Below are 16,529 nucleotides of genomic sequence, written 5' to 3'. Positions count from 1 at the left end.
GCGGAGTGGTAGTTCAGTTGGTTAGAATACCGGCCTGTCACGCCGGGGGTCGCGGGTTCGAGTCCCGTCCACTCCGCCACAAAAAAAGCCCTTTCGAGATATCTCGAAAGGGCTTTTTCAATTTTTGCGCCCTGGATTTCTTCCTGCGTAAGGCTGGTCAGTCCGCCTGTCATCCGCTAGAGTTTCGTTCCATACGCTGTAGTATGGACGGCGAAGGCCGTCCCCATTGCAGCATTCGTTTCGGACCAACTATCGAGGGAGCGTATGAAGATGAGCATCGGCAAGATCGGCGTGGTGGGCGCCGGGACCATGGGGAACGGCATTGCACAGGCCTTTGCGGCCGCAGGTTTGAATGTGGTCATGATGGATATCGGTGAGCCCCAGGTGCAACGCGGGTTGTCGACCATCAGTGCGAGTCTTGACCGGCTGATCAAGAAGGAAAAGATGAGCGCCGACGAGAAAGCGGCTGTGATGGCGCGCATTTCAACTGCGACGGTCGTGAGCGCGCTCGCCGACTGCGGCCTCGTCATCGAGGCTGCCACCGAGAATCTCGATCTCAAACTGAAGATTTTTGCGGATCTGGACGCCGCGATGAAGCAGGACGCGATTCTCGCGACCAATACTTCCTCGATCTCGGTGACTCGCCTGGCTGCCGCAACTGGCCGTGCCGACCGTGTCATCGGCATGCATTTCTTCAATCCGGTGCCGATGATGGCGCTGGTTGAGTTGATCCGTGGCCTGCAGACGAGTGCCGAGACTCACGCCCGTGTCGAGGCCGTGGCCAGGCAGATCGGCAAGACGCCGGTGCAGGTGAAGAACAGCCCGGGTTTCGTGGTCAACCGCATGCTGTGCCCGATGATCAACGAGGCGATCTTCACCCTTGGCGAAGGGCTTGCTACCGCTGGGGAGATCGACGAGGCCATGAAGCTCGGCTGCAACCACCCGATTGGCCCGCTGGCGCTGTGCGATCTCATCGGGCTGGACGTGCAGCTTGCGGTGATGCAGGTGCTGTTCGAGGGCTTCAAGGATCCGAAGTATCGTCCGGCTCCGCTGCTGGTGGAGATGGTCGAGGCGGGTTATCTGGGGCGCAAGAGCGGGAAGGGCTTCTTCGATTACAAATGATGTGTACCCCCGCCGGCATTGTGCGCTGCGGGCTGGCGTACACGCACGAACGCCACCCGAAGGTGGCGTTCGCTTGTTGCAAACGGCGATCCGTGGATCAGCCGCGGCCCGAGCGCATCGCGTCGAAGAACTCCGCGTTGCCTTTGGTGGCCTTGATCTTGTCAAGCAGGAATTCCATCGCGTCGATGTCATCCATGCCGTAGAGCAGCTTGCGCAGGATCCACACTTTCTGCAGCACGTCGGCCTTGAGCAGCAGCTCTTCGCGCCGGGTGCCCGACCGGTTGACGTTGATGGCTGGATAGACGCGTTTCTCGGCCATGCGGCGATCGAGGTGGAGCTCCATGTTGCCGGTGCCCTTGAATTCCTCGTAGATCACGTCGTCCATGCGACTGCCGGTATCGATCAGGGTCGTGGCAATGATGGTCAGAGAGCCGCCTTCCTCGATGTTGCGCGCGGCACCGAAGAAGCGCTTGGGCTTCTGCAGCGCGTTGGCATCGACGCCGCCGGTCAGTACCTTTCCGGATGCGGGCTGCACCGTGTTGTAGGCGCGTGCGAGACGGGTCAGCGAGTCGAGAAGGATCACGACGTCATACTTGTGCTCGGTCAGGCGCTTGGCCTTTTCGATCACCATCTCGGCGACCTGAACGTGACGCGTTGCCGGTTCATCGAAGGTGGAGGCCACGACCTCGCCCTTCACCGAGCGCTGCATCTCGGTCACTTCCTCCGGGCGCTCGTCGATCAGCAACACGATCAGCTTGACGTCCGGGTGGTTGGCCGTGATCGCGTGCGCGATATGCTGCAGCATGACGGTTTTGCCGCTCTTGGGCGGTGCGACGAGCAGGCCGCGCTGGCCCTTGCCGATGGGCGCGATCATGTCGATGACGCGGCTGGTGACGTTCTCCTCGCCGCGCATCTCGCGCTCGAGCTTCAGGCACTCCTGCGGATGCAGCGGCGTGAGGTTCTCGAACAGGATCTTGTTCTTGCATTCTTCCGGGGGGCGACCGTTGATCGTGTCGAGCTTGGTGAGCGCGAAATAACGCTCGCCGTCCTTCGGAATGCGGATCTCTCCCTCGATCGTGTCGCCGGTGCGCAGGTTGAAGCGCCGGATCTGCGAGGGCGACACATAGATGTCGTCCGTCCCCGCGAGGTACGAGGTGTCGGGAGAGCGCAGGAAGCCGAATCCGTCAGGCAGCACTTCGAGTGCGCCATCGCCACAGATCGGATCGCCCCTGCGGGCACGGTTGCGCAACAGCGCGAAGACGAGTTCCTGCTTGCGCAGCCTGTTTGCGCCTTCCACGCCCGCCTCGACCGCCATCTGCAGCAATTCGCTGACATGCAGGGCCTTGAGCTCGGAGAGGTGAAGTGCCGGGGCGTTGGGGTCGCGGGGCGTGGAGGAAGCTTCCTCGCCGACGGCCTCGACGTCGAACAGGTCGTTTTCGGACTTTGCGTTCTGGGGGGAATTGCCGTCCCGGTTTCGCGCGCCGCGGCGACGGGCGCGCGAAGAACTGCGGGAACGGGCCGGAGCCTGGTCCGGCTTAGATGTTGCTGTCAATGAAGGCGGTCAGTTGAGATTTGGAAAGGGCGCCCACTTTGGTCGCCTCGACGTTGCCGCCCTTGAACAGCATCAGCGTGGGGATGCCACGAATGCCGTACTTGGCGGGGGTTTCCTGGTTGTCATCGATGTTGAGCTTGGCAACCTTGAGCTTGCCGGCGTAATCCTTGGCGACGTCGTCGAGGATCGGGGCGATCATCTTGCAGGGGCCGCACCATTCGGCCCAGTAATCGACCAGCACCGGGGTCTGGGACTGCAGCACTTCGGCTTCGAAGTTGCCGTCGGTCACATAGTGGATATGCTCGCTCATGATTCCTCACATAAGGGCTAGCGGGGATGGACGCAACTGCACTGCTGCGTCGCGGAGAATGGATACGAGAGGGAGAGTATGAGCCGGCGATGCGCCGCTGTGCGGAGGATGCAGGCCGGGAGGTCCGGAGGAAGGGAGGGCCTTCCGTGAAGGATTTGCGCCGAAACTTATGCGAACCGATGCCCCGCGTCAAGGGTCTTGGAAGGCTGCAGGTGCTATCGGGCAGCAAGGCGTGGCAAAAAAACAAACGACTGGACTATATTTGACGTCCGGGCCAGCCAGTTGGCCAGCACAATTCTCACGCTTGGAGAGACACAATGGCTTATGTCGTGACCGAAAGCTGCATCCGTTGCAAATACACCGACTGTGTGGATGTCTGTCCGGTGGACTGCTTCCGGGAAGGCCCCAATTTTCTGGTCATCGACCCCGAGGAGTGCATCGACTGTACGCTGTGCGTGGCCGAGTGTCCGGTCGAGGCGATCTTCGCCGAAGACGACGTGCCCGCGGACCAGCAGCAGTTCATCGCGCTCAATGCGGAGCTTGCGAAGCAGTGGAAGCCGATCGTCGAGCGCAAGGATTCGCTGCCCGATGCGGACCAATGGGCGAAGATCAAATCCAAGCTTGGCGAGCTTCTGCGCTGAGCGAAGGCGGGTAGGTGTCTTCCCTGACCGGCTTTGCGGCATCGGGGTGTTGCACTAATATGGCGCCTGAACGGCTGTCAGACATACTCATTTACAGGCTTCGGAGACCGTCATGCTGGTGAGCGAGATTCTCGCGATCAAGGGCAAGGTGTTGTTTACCATCGCGCCCAACAGGAACATTGCCGAAGCGGTCGAGATCATGAACGAGCAGGACGTCGGCTCGCTCGTCGTTTTTTCTCGTGGCGAGATGGTTGGCCTGCTGACCTTCCGCGAGGTGCTGGTCGCCGTGCAGAAAGCGGGCGCCGACTGGCAGGCCCTCAGCGTCGGGGACGTCATGCTGCAGGATCCGCGCTCGGCTTCGCCGGACATGGAAATGGACGAGCTGCGCCGCCTGATGGTCGAGCATCATCAGCGCTACCTGCCCGTAATGGATGGCCATACGCTGCTCGGCGTGGTCAGCTTCCATGATGTGGCGAAGGCTGTGCTCGAAGAGCAGAGCTTCGAGAACCGGATGCTGAAGAACTACATCCGCAACTGGCCCGAAGGCGAGGAGCGGCAGCAGTAAGTATCCGCAAGAACAAGACCGGGCGATCTGCCCGGCGCGCGGTGCGCAGTCACCGCACCTCCATGGACGGAGCGATCCGTCCCGCCGACACCCCACCCTAAAACAAACGGGGGCGGCTTGGTTGGAATGAAGCGGCAGGTGCATGCGCCTGCTGGACGCCTCGGGAGGGCGGAGCCGGCGGGGCCACATGGCCCTGCTGGCGTTATTTCCAGCAACAGGAGGAGAAAGCGTGGAAAAAATCTGGCTGAAGAGCTACCCCCCGGGCGTGCCGCCGGAAGTCGACGTCGACGAGTTCCGCTCGCTCGGCCATCTGTTCGAGCGCAGCGCAGCGCGCTTTGCCGACCGGACGGCCTACGTGTGCATGGGCAAGGCGATCCGTTATGCCGAGCTCGAGACCCAGTCGGCACGCTTCGGCGCCTTCCTGCAGGGTGAGCTGAAGCTTCCGAAGGGCTCGCGCATCGCACTCATGATGCCGAACGTGCTGCAGTATCCGATCGCACTGTTCGGCGCCTTGCGCGCTGGATACGTCGTCGTCAACGTCAATCCGCTATACACGGCGCGCGAACTTGAACATCAGCTCAAGGATGCGGGTGCGGAGGCGATCGTCATCCTCGAGAACTTCGCGCACACGCTCGAGCATGTGCGTGCGCAGGTGCCGGTAAAGCACATTGTGGTGGCCAGCATGGGTGAACTGCTGGGCTTCCCGAAGGGGCCGATCGTCAATTTCGTGGTTCGCCGCGTGCGCAAGATGGTGCCCGCGTGGCGGCTCGACGGTCACGTGCGCTTCAGCGAGGCGCTGCGCCGCGGTGCAGCGCATACGCTGCAGCCGGTGGACGTGGGGCATGACGACATCGCCTTCCTGCAGTACACCGGAGGGACCACCGGAGTGGCGAAGGGAGCAATGCTCACGCATCGCAACATCATCGCCAACCTTCAGCAGGCGCACGCCTGGATCGGGCCCTACGTGAACGAGGGCAGTGAGACCATCATCACCGCGTTGCCCCTGTACCACATCTTCTCTCTGACGGCGAACTGCCTGACTTTCCTGAAGATCGGGGCGGTCAACGTGCTGATTCCCAATCCGCGCGACATTCCGGGCTTCGTCAAGGAGCTGGGCAAGCATCGCTTCACCGTCATCACGGGGGTGAACACGCTCTTCAACGCCCTTGTGAACAACCCCGATTTTGCAAAGCTGGATTTCTCCTCGCTCAAGGTCACGCTCGGTGGTGGCATGGCCGTGCAGCAAGCCGTCGCCGAGAAGTGGAAGCGAGTGACCGGGGTGCCGCTGGTCGAGGCCTATGGTCTGACCGAGACATCGCCCGCCGTCACCATCAACCCGCTTGACCTCAAGGCATTCAACCATTCGATCGGACTGCCCGTCTCATCCACCGAGATCAGCATCCGCGACGATGAGGGCAACGAGCAGGCCATCGGGCAGCGAGGCGAGCTCTGCGTGCGTGGTCCCCAGGTCACCCCGGGGTACTGGCAGCGGCCGGAGGAGACGGCGCGCGTGTTCACCGCGGACGGGTACCTGCGCACCGGAGACATCGCGATCATCGACGAGAAGGGTTTCATCACCCTCGTGGATCGCAAGAAGGACATGATCCTGGTCTCGGGTTTCAACGTGTATCCGAACGAGATCGAGGACGTGGTTGCGAGCCACCCGGGGGTGCTCGAGGTGGCCGCGATCGGTGTGCCCGACGAGCGTAGCGGCGAAGCGGTGAAGGTGTTTGTCGTGCGCAAGGATCCTGCGCTGACGTCTGAGGCGGTGCTCGCGCATTGCCGCGAAAACCTCACCGGCTACAAGATCCCGCATCACATCGAGTTCCGTGACGAGTTGCCGAAGAGCAACGTGGGCAAGATCCTGCGCCGGGAACTGCGTGACAGCTGATGCGGCAAGTTTCTCGCAACAAGTTTCTTGTGCAATGCACAGTTTCGTGCTTAAACTTCGGTCCACGTTTCCAGGCCGTTGAGCCAGACACCCGTAAAAGAGACGTTCATGACCCGGTTTGAAGCCCTTGCCCTCGTATCCGTAGTACGCGTAGTAGGCGTAGGCAGGCGCGCGTCGTAACGGGACACGAAACACAGGACAGCAGGAATCTCCAACCCCCGTCGGCGCGCAAGCCCGACGGGGGTTTTGCTTTTTGCGCCCCGCCGGTACTGACGCCGCAGCACTCTCACCGTATCCCCAAGCAAGGAGAGCAACATGATGCAAATGACCGGCGCGCAACTGATGGTGCGCCTTCTCGAGCGCCAGGGTGTGCGCACCGTCGCGGGAATCCCCGGCGGCGCGATCCTGCCCTTTTATGACGCGATGTCCGCGAGCGAGCAGATTCGCCACGTGCTCGCTCGTCACGAGCAGGGGGCGGGCTTCATGGCACAGGGCATGGCACGCGTCTCCGGCGTGCCGCAGGTGTGCATTGCCTCCAGCGGCCCCGGAGCGACCAACCTGGTGACGGCGATCGCCGACGCCTGTCTCGACTCCATCCCGATGGTGGTCATCACCGGTCAGGTGCCGCAGGCGATGATCGGTACCGATGCCTTCCAGGAGGTCGACATCTACGGCATCACGGTGCCGATTACCAAGCACAACTTCCTCGTCCGCTCGGCGCAGGAACTGCTCGAGGTGATTCCGGACGCGTTCCGCATCGCGATGTCCGGCCGCCCCGGCCCGGTACTGATCGATGTGCCCAAGGATGTGCAGAATCAGCTGATCACCGTAGATCAACTGCCGCCGCCCGCAGTCGCGGATGCGACGCCGCAACTCGACATGGAGGCGATCGAGGCGGCGGCGCGGATGATCAACGAGGCCGAGCAACCGGTGCTCTACCTCGGCGGCGGCGTCGTCAGCTCGGGGGCTGCGCCGCTCGCGGTGCAACTGGCAGAGCAGGGCGGGCTGCCGACCACGATGACGCTGATGGCGCTCGGGGCGATGCCGATGGATCACCCCCTTTCGATCGGTATGCTCGGCATGCACGGCGCGCGCTACACCAACTTCGTGCTCGAAGAGGCCGACGTGCTGATCTGCGTGGGTGCCCGCTTCGACGACCGCGCCATTGGCCGTGCGGCGCAGTTCTGCCCGAACGCGAAGGTCGTGCATATCGACATCGACCCCTCCGAACTGCACAAGATCAAGACCGCCCACGTCGCGATCCATGCCAACGTGAAGTGCGCACTCGAAGCGCTGCTGCCGCGCATCCAGGTCGCCCTGCGCAAGCGCTGGCTGTCGCACGTCGAGAGCCTGAAGACGCGCTTCCCGATGCAGTTCCCCGGCCAGGATGATCCGCGCACCCACTATGGCTTGATCCAGGCGGTGGCCGGTGCACTCGACGACCGCGCGATCATCGCGACCGACGTCGGTCAGCACCAGATGTGGGTCGCGCAGGCCTATCCCTTCCGCCGTCCGCGCCAGTGGCTCACCTCGGGTGGCCTGGGTACGATGGGCTTCGGCTTGCCCACCGCGATCGGTGCGGCGCTCGCAGAACCGGAGCGCACGGTTGTCTGCTTCACCGGAGACGGCAGCTTCAAGATGAATATCCAGGAGCTTGCGACGCTGGCCGAGGAGGGCCTCAACGTCAAGATCGTGCTGATGAACAACAATGCGCTCGGCCTGGTGTATCAGCAACAGAAGCTCTTCTACGGCCAGCGCCTGTTCGCCTCCAAGTACCGGACCGAGCCCGACTTCGTGAAGATCGCCGAGGGGTTCGGCGTGCCGGCGGTCGATCTGGACAAGGTCGACAACCCGCGCGCGGCGCTTGCCGAAGCCCTGCATGCGCCCGGCCCATGCCTGATTCACGCGACGATTGATCGCGAACAATTCGTGTATCCCATGGTGCCGCCGGGTGCGGCCAACACCGAGATGATCGGAGGCTGATGATGATCGAACAGGTTGCCGACCCCCTGCCGCAAGCCGGCTATGCCAAGGTCGTTCTGGAACTGGATGTGAACAACCACCCCGGGGTGATGAGCCACATCTGCAATCTCTTTGCGCGCCGCGCCTTCAACGTCGAGGGCATCCTGTGCATGCCGGTGTCCGACGGCAAGCGCTCGCGCATCTGGTTGCTCGTGTTTGAAGACCAGCGCCTCGAGCAGATGATCCGCCAGCTTGAGAAGCTCGAGGACGTGCTCAATGTCCGCCGCCATGGTGCGGAGCACGAGGTGTTCGAGCGGCTGGAGGGTTTCTTCCACTAAATTGCGCGCGGGCCGATCCGGCCGCGCGAACGCCTGTCGGCATGCTGCCGCCGGGCTGAAGGGGGCGGGGTGCGCGTGCTAGACTCGCGCCCCGTCCCCGTTCATTTCGAGATGCCTTGTGCTGCGAGTGCGCGTGCTTCGGCCGTCACCTCCGCTGCGTGGGCGAAAAGAGAGATTCCCATGTCCGGCAACACCCTCGGCACGCTCTTCACCGTCACCTCCTTCGGCGAATCCCACGGCCCCGCGATCGGCTGCATCGTCGATGGCTGCCCGCCGGGACTGGCGATCAGCGAGGCCGACATCCAGGCCGAGCTCGATCGCCGCAAGCCGGGCACCTCGCGGCACGTCACGCAGCGCCGTGAGCCGGACACCGTCGAGATCCTCTCCGGCGTGTTCGAGGGCGTCACCACGGGTACACCGATCTCGCTGCTGATCCGCAACCAGGACCAGCGCAGCAAGGACTACGGCAACATCGCCGATACCTTCCGCCCCGGCCATGCCGACTACGCCTACCTGCAGAAATACGGCCTGCGCGACCATCGCGGCGGTGGGCGCTCGTCGGCGCGCGAGACCGCGGTGCGGGTGGCGGCGGGTGCGATCGCGAAGAAGTGGCTGAAGGAACACCACGGCATTGTCATTCGTGCATGCATGACTGCGCTTGGCCCGATCGAGATTCCCTTCGTGTCATGGGAAGAGGTCGATGGCAACCCTTTCTTCGCCCCCAATGCCGCGATCGTGCCGGAACTCGAAGCTTACATGGACGCACTGCGCAAGTCCGGCGACTCCATCGGCGCGCGCATCGACGTGGTTGCCAGCGGCGTCCCGGTGGGCTGGGGCGAGCCGGTGTATGGGCGTCTCGACGCCGATATCGCCTACGCGATGATGGGCATCAACGCGGTCAAGGGCGTGGAGATCGGCGCCGGCTTCAAATCGGTGGCGCAGCGTGGCACCGAGCATGGTGACGAGATGACGCCGCAGGGCTTCCTGTCCAATCACGCCGGCGGCGTGCTTGGCGGCATCTCCACCGGGCAGGACATCCTCGCCAGCATCGCGATCAAGCCGACCTCGAGCATCCGCCTCGAGCGCCGCTCGATCGACCGCGCCGGCAAGCCGGTGATGGTTGCCACCGAAGGCCGCCACGATCCCTGCGTGGGCATCCGTGCCACGCCGATCGCCGAGTCGATGCTCGCACTGGTGCTGATCGACCACGCGCTGCGCCATCGTGCGCAGTGCGGAGACGTGCGCAGCGACACGCCGTGCATTCCCGCGCTCGCGCCGGAAGGGGACCAACGCCTGCCTTCGCCGCGCTGAAGCGACGCGGGCGCGATGATCCCGTACTGGCGCCTGTCCGCCTACTACTTCTTCTACTTCGCCTTCGTCGGCGCGTTCTCGCCGTACTTCACGCTCTACCTGCAGTCGATCGCGCTGTCGGCGACCGATATCGCGCTGCTGATGTCGCTGATGCAATTGATGCGCGTGCTGGCGCCCAACCTGTGGGGCTGGCTGGCAGAGAAGCTGGGCCTGCGCATGGCCATCGTGCGCCTGTCTGCCCTTGCGAGCCTGGCAGGTTTCTCGGTGTTCTTCATGACCACCGAGTTTGCCGGCCTGTTTGCGGCAATGGCGCTGATGGCTTTCTTCTGGAGCGCTGCGCTGCCGCTGGTGGAGGGGCTGACCTTTTCGCACCTTGGGGAGGCGGCCCACCGGTATGGCAGCATCCGGGTCTGGGGTTCGGTCGGCTTCATCGTCGCCGTGCTCGCGCTTGGTCATTCGCTGGATCACCTGCCGATCGAGGCCGTGCTGTGGGTCACTGCCGCCATCTTGGGGGGCATCGTGGTGTGCAGCGCGCTCGTTCCCGAGGCGCCGCGCCCGCCTGCGCAGCGGCAGGCAGCGAGCTTTGGCGATGCCTTGCGCAGGCCCGAGGTGCGGGCGCTGCTTGGAGCGTGTTTCCTGATGTCGGCGGCGCACGGCGCCTTGTACGTGTTCTACTCGATCTTTCTGGTCGACATCGGCTACGACAAGGCGCTCGTGGGCTGGATGTGGACGCTGGGCGTGATCGCCGAGATCATCGTATTCATGTGGATGCCGCGCATCTCGCAGCGCTTTTCGCTGCGCACCATCCTCCTGTTCTCGTTTGCTTGTGCGGTGCTGCGCTTTCTGATGATCGGCTGGGGGGCGGACAGCCTGGCGCTGCTGCTGCTGGCGCAGTTGCTGCACGGTGCCACCTTCGGCGCCTATCATGCAGCGGCCATCGCGGTGGTGAACCAGTGGTTCCCCGGTGCGCTGCAGTCGCGCGGGCAGGCACTGTACGGCAGCCTGTCCTTCGGCGCGGGTGGAATGCTCGGTGGCCTGCTGAGCGGTTACACCTGGGAAATGATCGGTGCCGCGTGGACCTATACGATTGGGTCTGGATTCGCGCTGGCTGGTTTTGTCTGGCTGCTGCTGGGCTGGAAGCAGCATGGCGTGCCGCATGCGCCCGGCCGGGAAGGGGCCGCCTGAGGAGATCGATACGATGAAGTCAATGTGCAAGTTCGTCATGCCGGCCCTGGTTGCCGGCGCTCTCGCCACCGGCTGTCAGACGGTGCAGACCACCCAAGGGGGGGCCGTCGGCGTGCAGCGCTCGCAGCTGATGATGGTGTCGGCGCAGGAGGTGGAGCAGGCCTCGAGCAAGCAGTATCAGGACATGCTCGCAGAGGCCCGGCGGAAGAACGCGCTCAACCGCGATGCCGCGACCGTGCTGCGGGTGCGGCGCATCGTCTCACGACTGACGCCGCAGACCGGTGTGTTTCGCCCGGACGCTCCGTCCTGGGCGTGGGAGGTCAACGTGTTCAGCGCCGACGAGCTCAACGCCTGGTGCATGGCGGGCGGGAAGATGGCGATCTACACCGGCCTGATCGATCGGCTCCGGCTCACCGACGACGAGATCGCCGCCGTGATGGGCCACGAGATCGCGCACGCCCTGCGCGAGCATGCGCGGGAGCGGGTGTCGAAGGCGATGGCAACGGGTCTTGGTATTTCGGTCGCAGGCGCGCTGCTCGGCGTGGGGCAGGCGGGGCAGGACCTGATGGGTACGGTGGCCAAGGTCACGTTCGAGTTACCCAACTCTCGCGAACACGAAACCGAGGCGGACCGCATGGGTGTGGAGCTCGCCGCCCGGGCAGGCTACGATCCGCGCGCCGCGGTGACGCTGTGGAACAAGATGGCCAGCCAGTCGGCCGGGGCGCCGCCGCAGTGGCTGTCTACGCACCCCTCGCATGCCAGCCGCCAGCGCGATCTGGGCGAGTACGCGGCCCGCGTGATGCCGCTCTATCAGGCGGCCCGGCGCTGAGCCGGGGCGTGCTGTCCAGGCTTGCAGGCTTTGTGAAATAATTCATTCCTTTTTCTGACGCGGAACCACCGGGATGCACGCTCAAACGCTGTACGAAAAGCTCTGGTCCAGTCATGTCGTCCACCAGGAGGCCGACGGCACGGCGCTGATCTACATCGACCGCCATCTGGTCCATGAAGTGACCAGCCCGCAGGCTTTCGAAGGCCTGAAGCTGGCTGGGCGCAAGCCGTGGCGGATCGGCTCCATCGTTGCCACCGCCGACCACAACACGCCGACCGATCACTGGGATCTGGGTATCCAGGATCCGGTGTCGCGCCAGCAGGTCGAAACGCTCGACGCCAACATCCGCGAAGTGGGCTCGCTCGCCTACTTCCCGTTCAAGGACGCGCGCCAGGGCATCGTACACGTGATCGGCCCGGAGAACGGCGCCACGCTGCCTGGCATGACCGTGGTGTGTGGTGACTCGCACACCTCCACGCACGGCGCTTTCGGCTGTCTGGCGCACGGCATCGGCACCTCGGAGGTAGAGCACGTGCTCGCCACCCAGTGCCTGCTGCAGAAGAAGTCCAAGACCATGTTGATCCGGGTCGACGGCCAACTCGGCCGCGGGGTCACCGCCAAGGATGTCGTGCTCGCCATCATCGGGCGGATCGGCACCGCTGGCGGCACCGGCTACGCGATGGAGTTCGGCGGCAGCGCGATCCGTTCGCTGTCGATGGAAGGCCGCATGACGATCTGCAACATGGCGATCGAGGCGGGTGCCCGGGCCGGCATGGTGGGCGTGGACGAAACCACGATCGACTACCTCAAGGATCGTCCGTTCTCGCCCAAGGGCGCGGCCTGGGACCAGGCGGTCGACTACTGGCGTAGCCTGCACAGCGACGAGGGGGCTGAGTTCGACAAGGTCGTCGAGCTCAAGGCCGAGGACATCCTGCCGCAGGTCACCTGGGGCACTTCGCCCGAGATGGTCACCACGGTCGATGGTCGCGTGCCCGACCCCGCTGCAGTCACCGATCCGGTGCGCCGCGAAGGCATGGAGCGCGCGCTGAAGTACATGGGGCTGGCAGCCAACACGCCGATCACCGACATCAAGGTGGATCAGGTCTTCATCGGATCGTGCACCAACTCGCGCATCGAGGATCTGCGCGAAGCTGCCGCCGTGGCCAAGGGACGCAGCAAGGCCGCCAACGTTCGTCGCGTGCTGGTGGTGCCGGGCTCCGGCCTCGTCAAGCGCCAGGCCGAGGAAGAGGGCCTGGACAAGGTCTTCCTCGCCGCTGGCTTCGAGTGGCGCGAGCCGGGCTGTTCGATGTGCCTGGCAATGAACGCAGACCGGCTCGAGCCGGGCGAGCGCTGCGCCTCGACCTCGAACCGCAACTTCGAGGGTCGCCAGGGCGCGGGTGGTCGCACCCACCTGGTGAGCCCGGCGATGGCTGCGGCGGCTGCAGTCACCGGCCACTTCACCGACGTGCGCACGCTGGCCTGAAGACCAGTACCCGATTGAGGAGAATGCAATGAAGAGACTTGCACTGATCGCCGCCGCGCTCGTCGCCGGCTTCGCCTCCATGGCCTGCAATACCGTGCAGGGCGTCGGCAAGGACATCGAAAGGGGTGGCGAGGCCATCCAGAGGGCAGTGAAATAATGAAGCCGTTTACCACGCTCGACGGCCTGGTCGCGCCGCTCGATCGCGCCAACGTCGATACCGACGCGATCATCCCCAAGCAGTTCCTCAAGTCGATCAAGCGCAGCGGCTTCGGCCCCAATGCCTTCGACGAGTGGCGTTACCTCGATGTCGGCCAGCCGGGTCAGGACAACAGCCAGCGTCCGCTCAACCCCGACTTCGTGCTCAACCAGGCGCGCTATCAGGGCGCGCAGATCCTGCTGACCCGCGATAACTTCGGTTGCGGCAGCTCGCGCGAGCACGCGCCGTGGGCGCTCGAAGACTACGGTTTTCGCGTGCTGATCGGCCCGAGCTTTGCCGACATCTTCTTCAACAACAGCTTCAAGAACGGCCTGCTGCCGATCAAGCTAGATGCGACCGAGGTCGATGAACTGTTCCGCCAGTGCGAAGCGACCGAGGGCTACCGCCTAAAGGTCGACCTGGCCGCGCAGGTCGTCACCCGCCCGGATGGCAAGTCGATTGCCTTCGACATCGACCCCTTCCGCAAGGAATGCCTGCTCAACGGTTGGGACGACATCGGCCTCACACTCCGTCATGCAGACAAGATCCGCGCGTTCGAAGAAAAGCGCCGCACCGAGCATCCCTATTACTTTGCCTGAGCCTGCTTGCCCGAAGCGGGCGGCTCCCTGAACCAAGGAAAACGATTCGATGAAGATTTGCGTGCTGCCGGGTGACGGCATCGGTCCCGAGATCATGGCCCAGGCCGTGCGCGTGCTGAACGCGCTCGACCTGAAGCTCGAGATGGAAGAGGCGCTGCTCGGCGGCTGCGCGGTGGATGCCACCGGCACCCCGTATCCTGAAGCGACGCAGAAGCTCGCGCGCGAAGCGGATGCGGTGCTGCTCGGCGCGGTCGGCGGCCCGAAGTGGGACACCCTGCCGCGTGAGCAGCGTCCGGAGCGCGGCCTGCTCGGCATCCGCAAGGATCTGGGCCTGTTCGCCAACCTGCGCCCGGCCATCCTGTACCCCGAGCTCGCCAATGCATCGTCGCTGAAGCCCGAGGTTGTCGCGGGGTTGGACATCCTGATCGTGCGTGAGCTTACCGGCGACATCTACTTCGGCCAGCCGCGCGGCATCGAGATGCGCGAGGTCGAGGGCACCCAGCAGCGTGTGGGCTGGAACACCATGATCTACGCGGAATACGAGATCCGCCGCATCCTCAAGGTCGCCTTCGAGGCTGCGCAGAAGCGTGGCAAGAAGCTGTGCTCGGTTGACAAGATGAACGTGCTCGAATGCACGCAGCTGTGGCGCGACATTGCCGAGGAGGTCGCCAAGGACTACCCGGACGTCGAGCTCAGCCACATGCTGGTCGACAACGCCGCCATGCAGCTCGTGCGTGCGCCCAAGCAGTTCGATGTCATGGTCACCGGCAACATGTTCGGCGACATCCTGTCGGATGAGGCCTCGATGCTCACCGGCTCGATCGGCATGCTGCCGTCGGCCTCGCTGGATGCCAACAACAAGGGCCTGTACGAGCCCTCGCACGGCTCCGCGCCGGACATCGCCGGCAAGGGCGTGGCCAACCCGCTCGCCACCATCCTTTCGGCGGCGATGATGCTGCGCTATACGTTCAATCAGGAAGCGGCCGCGCAGCGTGTTGAGAATGCGGTCAAGAAGGTGCTCGCACAGGGCTATCGCACGGGTGACATCTACGAGCCGGGCACGACCAAGGTTGGCACCCGCGAGATGGGCGACGCGGTGCTCGCGGCGCTGTAAGCTTCTGGGTCTGAAGCGGTTTTTCGAAGAACGTCTTTGTAGAGAGTGATGAACATGAATCGAGTCGGTCTGGTTGGCTGGCGTGGCATGGTGGGTTCCGTGCTGATGCAGCGCATGGTGGAAGAGGGCGACTTCGCCTTCATCGAGCCGGTGTATTTCTCCACCTCGAACGCCGGCGGCAAGGCGCCGTCCTTCGGTGGCAAGGAAGCCGCCGCGCCACTGCAGGACGCGATGAACATCGATGCGCTCAAGGCCTGCGACATCGTGATCACCTGCCAGGGCGGCGATTACACCAAGGAAGTCTTCCCCAAGCTGCGCGCCACCGGCTGGAACGGCCACTGGATCGACGCCGCCTCCGCGCTGCGCATGAACGACGACGCGGTGATCATCCTCGACCCGGTTAACCGCAACGTCATCGACGCCGCGCTCGCCAAGGGCGGGCGGAACTGGATCGGCGGCAACTGTACCGTGTCGCTGATGCTGATGGGCCTGGGCGGCCTGTTCCGGCACGGCCTGGTCGAGTGGATCTCGGCGATGACCTACCAGGCGGCCTCGGGCGCCGGCGCGCAGAACATGCGCGAACTCATCAGCCAGATGGGCACCATTCATGACTCGGTCAAGGATCTGCTCGCCGACCCAGCCTCGGCCATCCTCGAGATCGACCGCAAGGTTGCCGAGACCATGCGCTCGGACAGTTTCCCGAAGAAGAACTTCCGCAACACCCCGCTCGCCGGCAGCCTCATCCCCTGGATCGACGTGCCGGTCGAGCACGGCCAGAGCAAGGAAGAGTGGAAGGGCGGCGCCGAGTGCAACAAGATCCTCGGCAACCCGGCCTTCCGCAGCCCGGGCTCGATCCCGATCGACGGCCTGTGCGTGCGCATCGGCGCGATGCGCTGCCACTCGCAGGCGCTGACCATCAAGCTCAAGAAGGACGTGCCGCTCGACGAGCTCACCGAGATCATCGCCGGCGCCAACCCATGGGTGAAGGTGGTGCCTAACGATCGCGAGATCACCGAGCGCGAACTGACCCCGACCGCTGTCACCGGCACGCTGACCGTCCCGGTCGGGCGCCTGCACAAGATGGCGATGGGCCCCGAGTACCTCGGCGCCTTCACCGTGGGCGACCAGTTGCTGTGGGGCGCGGCCGAGCCGCTGCGCCGCATGCTGCGCATCCTGCTCGAAGCTTAAGTATCGGGCTGAGCAGACGTAAAAAAGGGGGCGCGAGCCCCCTTTTTGATTGGCGTTCCCGCACGGGGGCGGTAATCCGTCACGCTAAATGCATCGAATCGGCTTTCGATGATGATGCGATGACCGTCGGGAAATGCTAGATTCCTAGCCCAACGGCACTATTCGTGGCCGTAGCGTTCAGTTCCGGGGAGACGTGATTTGAAATCCAACATGACGAAGTCGGTCAGAGCTTCTCTGCTCGCA

The 16,529-nt window shown here is 64.1% G+C and carries 16 protein-coding genes and 1 tRNA gene; 15 read left to right on the top strand and 2 right to left on the bottom strand.

Annotated elements, in window-relative coordinates; translation table 11 throughout:
* Positions 1 to 2: 2 nt before the first annotated feature.
* Together ACPT9U_RS16130 and ACPT9U_RS16125 are read left to right on the top strand one after the other, a co-directional pair.
* Positions 3 to 79, top strand: a tRNA-Asp gene (locus ACPT9U_RS16130).
* A gap of 191 nt (positions 80 to 270) precedes the next feature.
* Positions 271 to 1,122: a 3-hydroxybutyryl-CoA dehydrogenase gene (locus tag ACPT9U_RS16125; RefSeq protein WP_435751655.1), complete on the top strand. Its 852-nt coding sequence runs from the start codon at positions 271 to 273 to the stop codon at positions 1,120 to 1,122.
* A gap of 97 nt (positions 1,123 to 1,219) precedes the next feature.
* Here the strand turns inward: ACPT9U_RS16125 and rho are convergent, their stop codons facing one another.
* Together rho and trxA are read right to left on the bottom strand one after the other, a co-directional pair.
* Positions 1,220 to 2,674 carry a transcription termination factor Rho gene (gene rho / locus ACPT9U_RS16120; RefSeq protein ID WP_418363063.1) on the bottom strand — a complete coding sequence of 485 codons (1,455 nt, stop codon included), beginning with the start codon at positions 2,672 to 2,674 and terminating at the stop codon, positions 1,220 to 1,222.
* Positions 2,658 to 2,984 carry a thioredoxin TrxA gene (gene trxA, locus ACPT9U_RS16115; RefSeq protein ID WP_418363062.1) on the bottom strand — a complete coding sequence of 109 codons (327 nt, stop codon included), beginning with the start codon at positions 2,982 to 2,984 and terminating at the stop codon, positions 2,658 to 2,660. Before trxA ends, rho begins: the two co-directional genes overlap by 17 nt.
* Before the next feature lie 317 nt (positions 2,985 to 3,301).
* Here trxA and fdxA point away from each other — a divergent pair, with 317 nt between their 5' ends.
* The 13 genes from fdxA (at position 3,302) to asd (ending at position 16,286) form a co-directional block, all read left to right on the top strand.
* Positions 3,302 to 3,625 (top strand): ferredoxin FdxA, encoded by a 324-nt coding sequence (fdxA, locus tag ACPT9U_RS16110; RefSeq protein ID WP_418363061.1) that lies wholly within the window; start codon positions 3,302 to 3,304, stop codon positions 3,623 to 3,625.
* 112 nt (positions 3,626 to 3,737) lie between these two features.
* Positions 3,738 to 4,190 (top strand): CBS domain-containing protein, encoded by a 453-nt coding sequence (locus ACPT9U_RS16105; RefSeq protein ID WP_418363060.1) that lies wholly within the window; start codon positions 3,738 to 3,740, stop codon positions 4,188 to 4,190.
* Between the two features lie 229 nt (positions 4,191 to 4,419).
* Positions 4,420 to 6,081 (top strand): long-chain-fatty-acid--CoA ligase, encoded by a 1,662-nt coding sequence (locus ACPT9U_RS16100; protein WP_435751652.1) that lies wholly within the window; start codon positions 4,420 to 4,422, stop codon positions 6,079 to 6,081.
* A gap of 315 nt (positions 6,082 to 6,396) precedes the next feature.
* Positions 6,397 to 8,064: an acetolactate synthase large subunit gene (gene ilvB / locus ACPT9U_RS16095; protein WP_418363058.1), complete on the top strand. Its 1,668-nt coding sequence runs from the start codon at positions 6,397 to 6,399 to the stop codon at positions 8,062 to 8,064.
* Positions 8,064 to 8,381, top strand: a complete 318-nt coding sequence (ilvN, locus tag ACPT9U_RS16090; protein WP_418363057.1) for an acetolactate synthase small subunit — start codon at positions 8,064 to 8,066, stop codon at positions 8,379 to 8,381. The genes ilvB and ilvN overlap by 1 nt, the downstream gene beginning before the upstream one ends.
* 180 nt (positions 8,382 to 8,561) lie before the next feature.
* Positions 8,562 to 9,692: a chorismate synthase gene (aroC, locus tag ACPT9U_RS16085; RefSeq protein ID WP_435751651.1), complete on the top strand. Its 1,131-nt coding sequence runs from the start codon at positions 8,562 to 8,564 to the stop codon at positions 9,690 to 9,692.
* 15 nt (positions 9,693 to 9,707) lie between these two features.
* A complete protein-coding gene (locus ACPT9U_RS16080) occupies positions 9,708 to 10,877 on the top strand; it encodes an MFS transporter (RefSeq protein ID WP_435751650.1) in 1,170 nt (389 codons plus the stop codon).
* Between the two features lie 13 nt (positions 10,878 to 10,890).
* Positions 10,891 to 11,706, top strand: coding sequence for a M48 family metallopeptidase (locus ACPT9U_RS16075; protein ID WP_435751649.1), 816 nt, complete (start codon positions 10,891 to 10,893; stop codon positions 11,704 to 11,706).
* A gap of 73 nt (positions 11,707 to 11,779) precedes the next feature.
* On the top strand, positions 11,780 to 13,189 hold the full coding sequence (gene leuC / locus ACPT9U_RS16070; RefSeq protein WP_418363053.1) for a 3-isopropylmalate dehydratase large subunit: 1,410 nt from the start codon (positions 11,780 to 11,782) through the stop codon (positions 13,187 to 13,189).
* Positions 13,190 to 13,217: 28 nt separating this feature from the next.
* Positions 13,218 to 13,346, top strand: a complete 129-nt coding sequence (locus ACPT9U_RS16065) for an entericidin A/B family lipoprotein (RefSeq protein WP_418363052.1) — start codon at positions 13,218 to 13,220, stop codon at positions 13,344 to 13,346.
* Positions 13,346 to 13,984, top strand: coding sequence for a 3-isopropylmalate dehydratase small subunit (leuD, locus tag ACPT9U_RS16060; RefSeq protein WP_435751648.1), 639 nt, complete (start codon positions 13,346 to 13,348; stop codon positions 13,982 to 13,984). The genes ACPT9U_RS16065 and leuD overlap by 1 nt, the downstream gene beginning before the upstream one ends.
* 49 nt (positions 13,985 to 14,033) lie before the next feature.
* Positions 14,034 to 15,098, top strand: coding sequence for a 3-isopropylmalate dehydrogenase (leuB, locus tag ACPT9U_RS16055; RefSeq protein ID WP_435751647.1), 1,065 nt, complete (start codon positions 14,034 to 14,036; stop codon positions 15,096 to 15,098).
* A gap of 54 nt (positions 15,099 to 15,152) precedes the next feature.
* Positions 15,153 to 16,286: an aspartate-semialdehyde dehydrogenase gene (gene asd / locus ACPT9U_RS16050; RefSeq protein ID WP_435751653.1), complete on the top strand. Its 1,134-nt coding sequence runs from the start codon at positions 15,153 to 15,155 to the stop codon at positions 16,284 to 16,286.
* Positions 16,287 to 16,529 lie beyond the last annotated feature (243 nt).

The sequence above is a fragment of the Thauera sp. AutoDN2 genome (genome assembly GCF_051280715.1).
Classification (GTDB): domain Bacteria; phylum Pseudomonadota; class Gammaproteobacteria; order Burkholderiales; family Rhodocyclaceae; genus Thauera.
The sequence above is the reverse complement of the archived record's forward strand: the minus strand, read 5'-3'. Positions and strand labels throughout refer to the sequence as shown.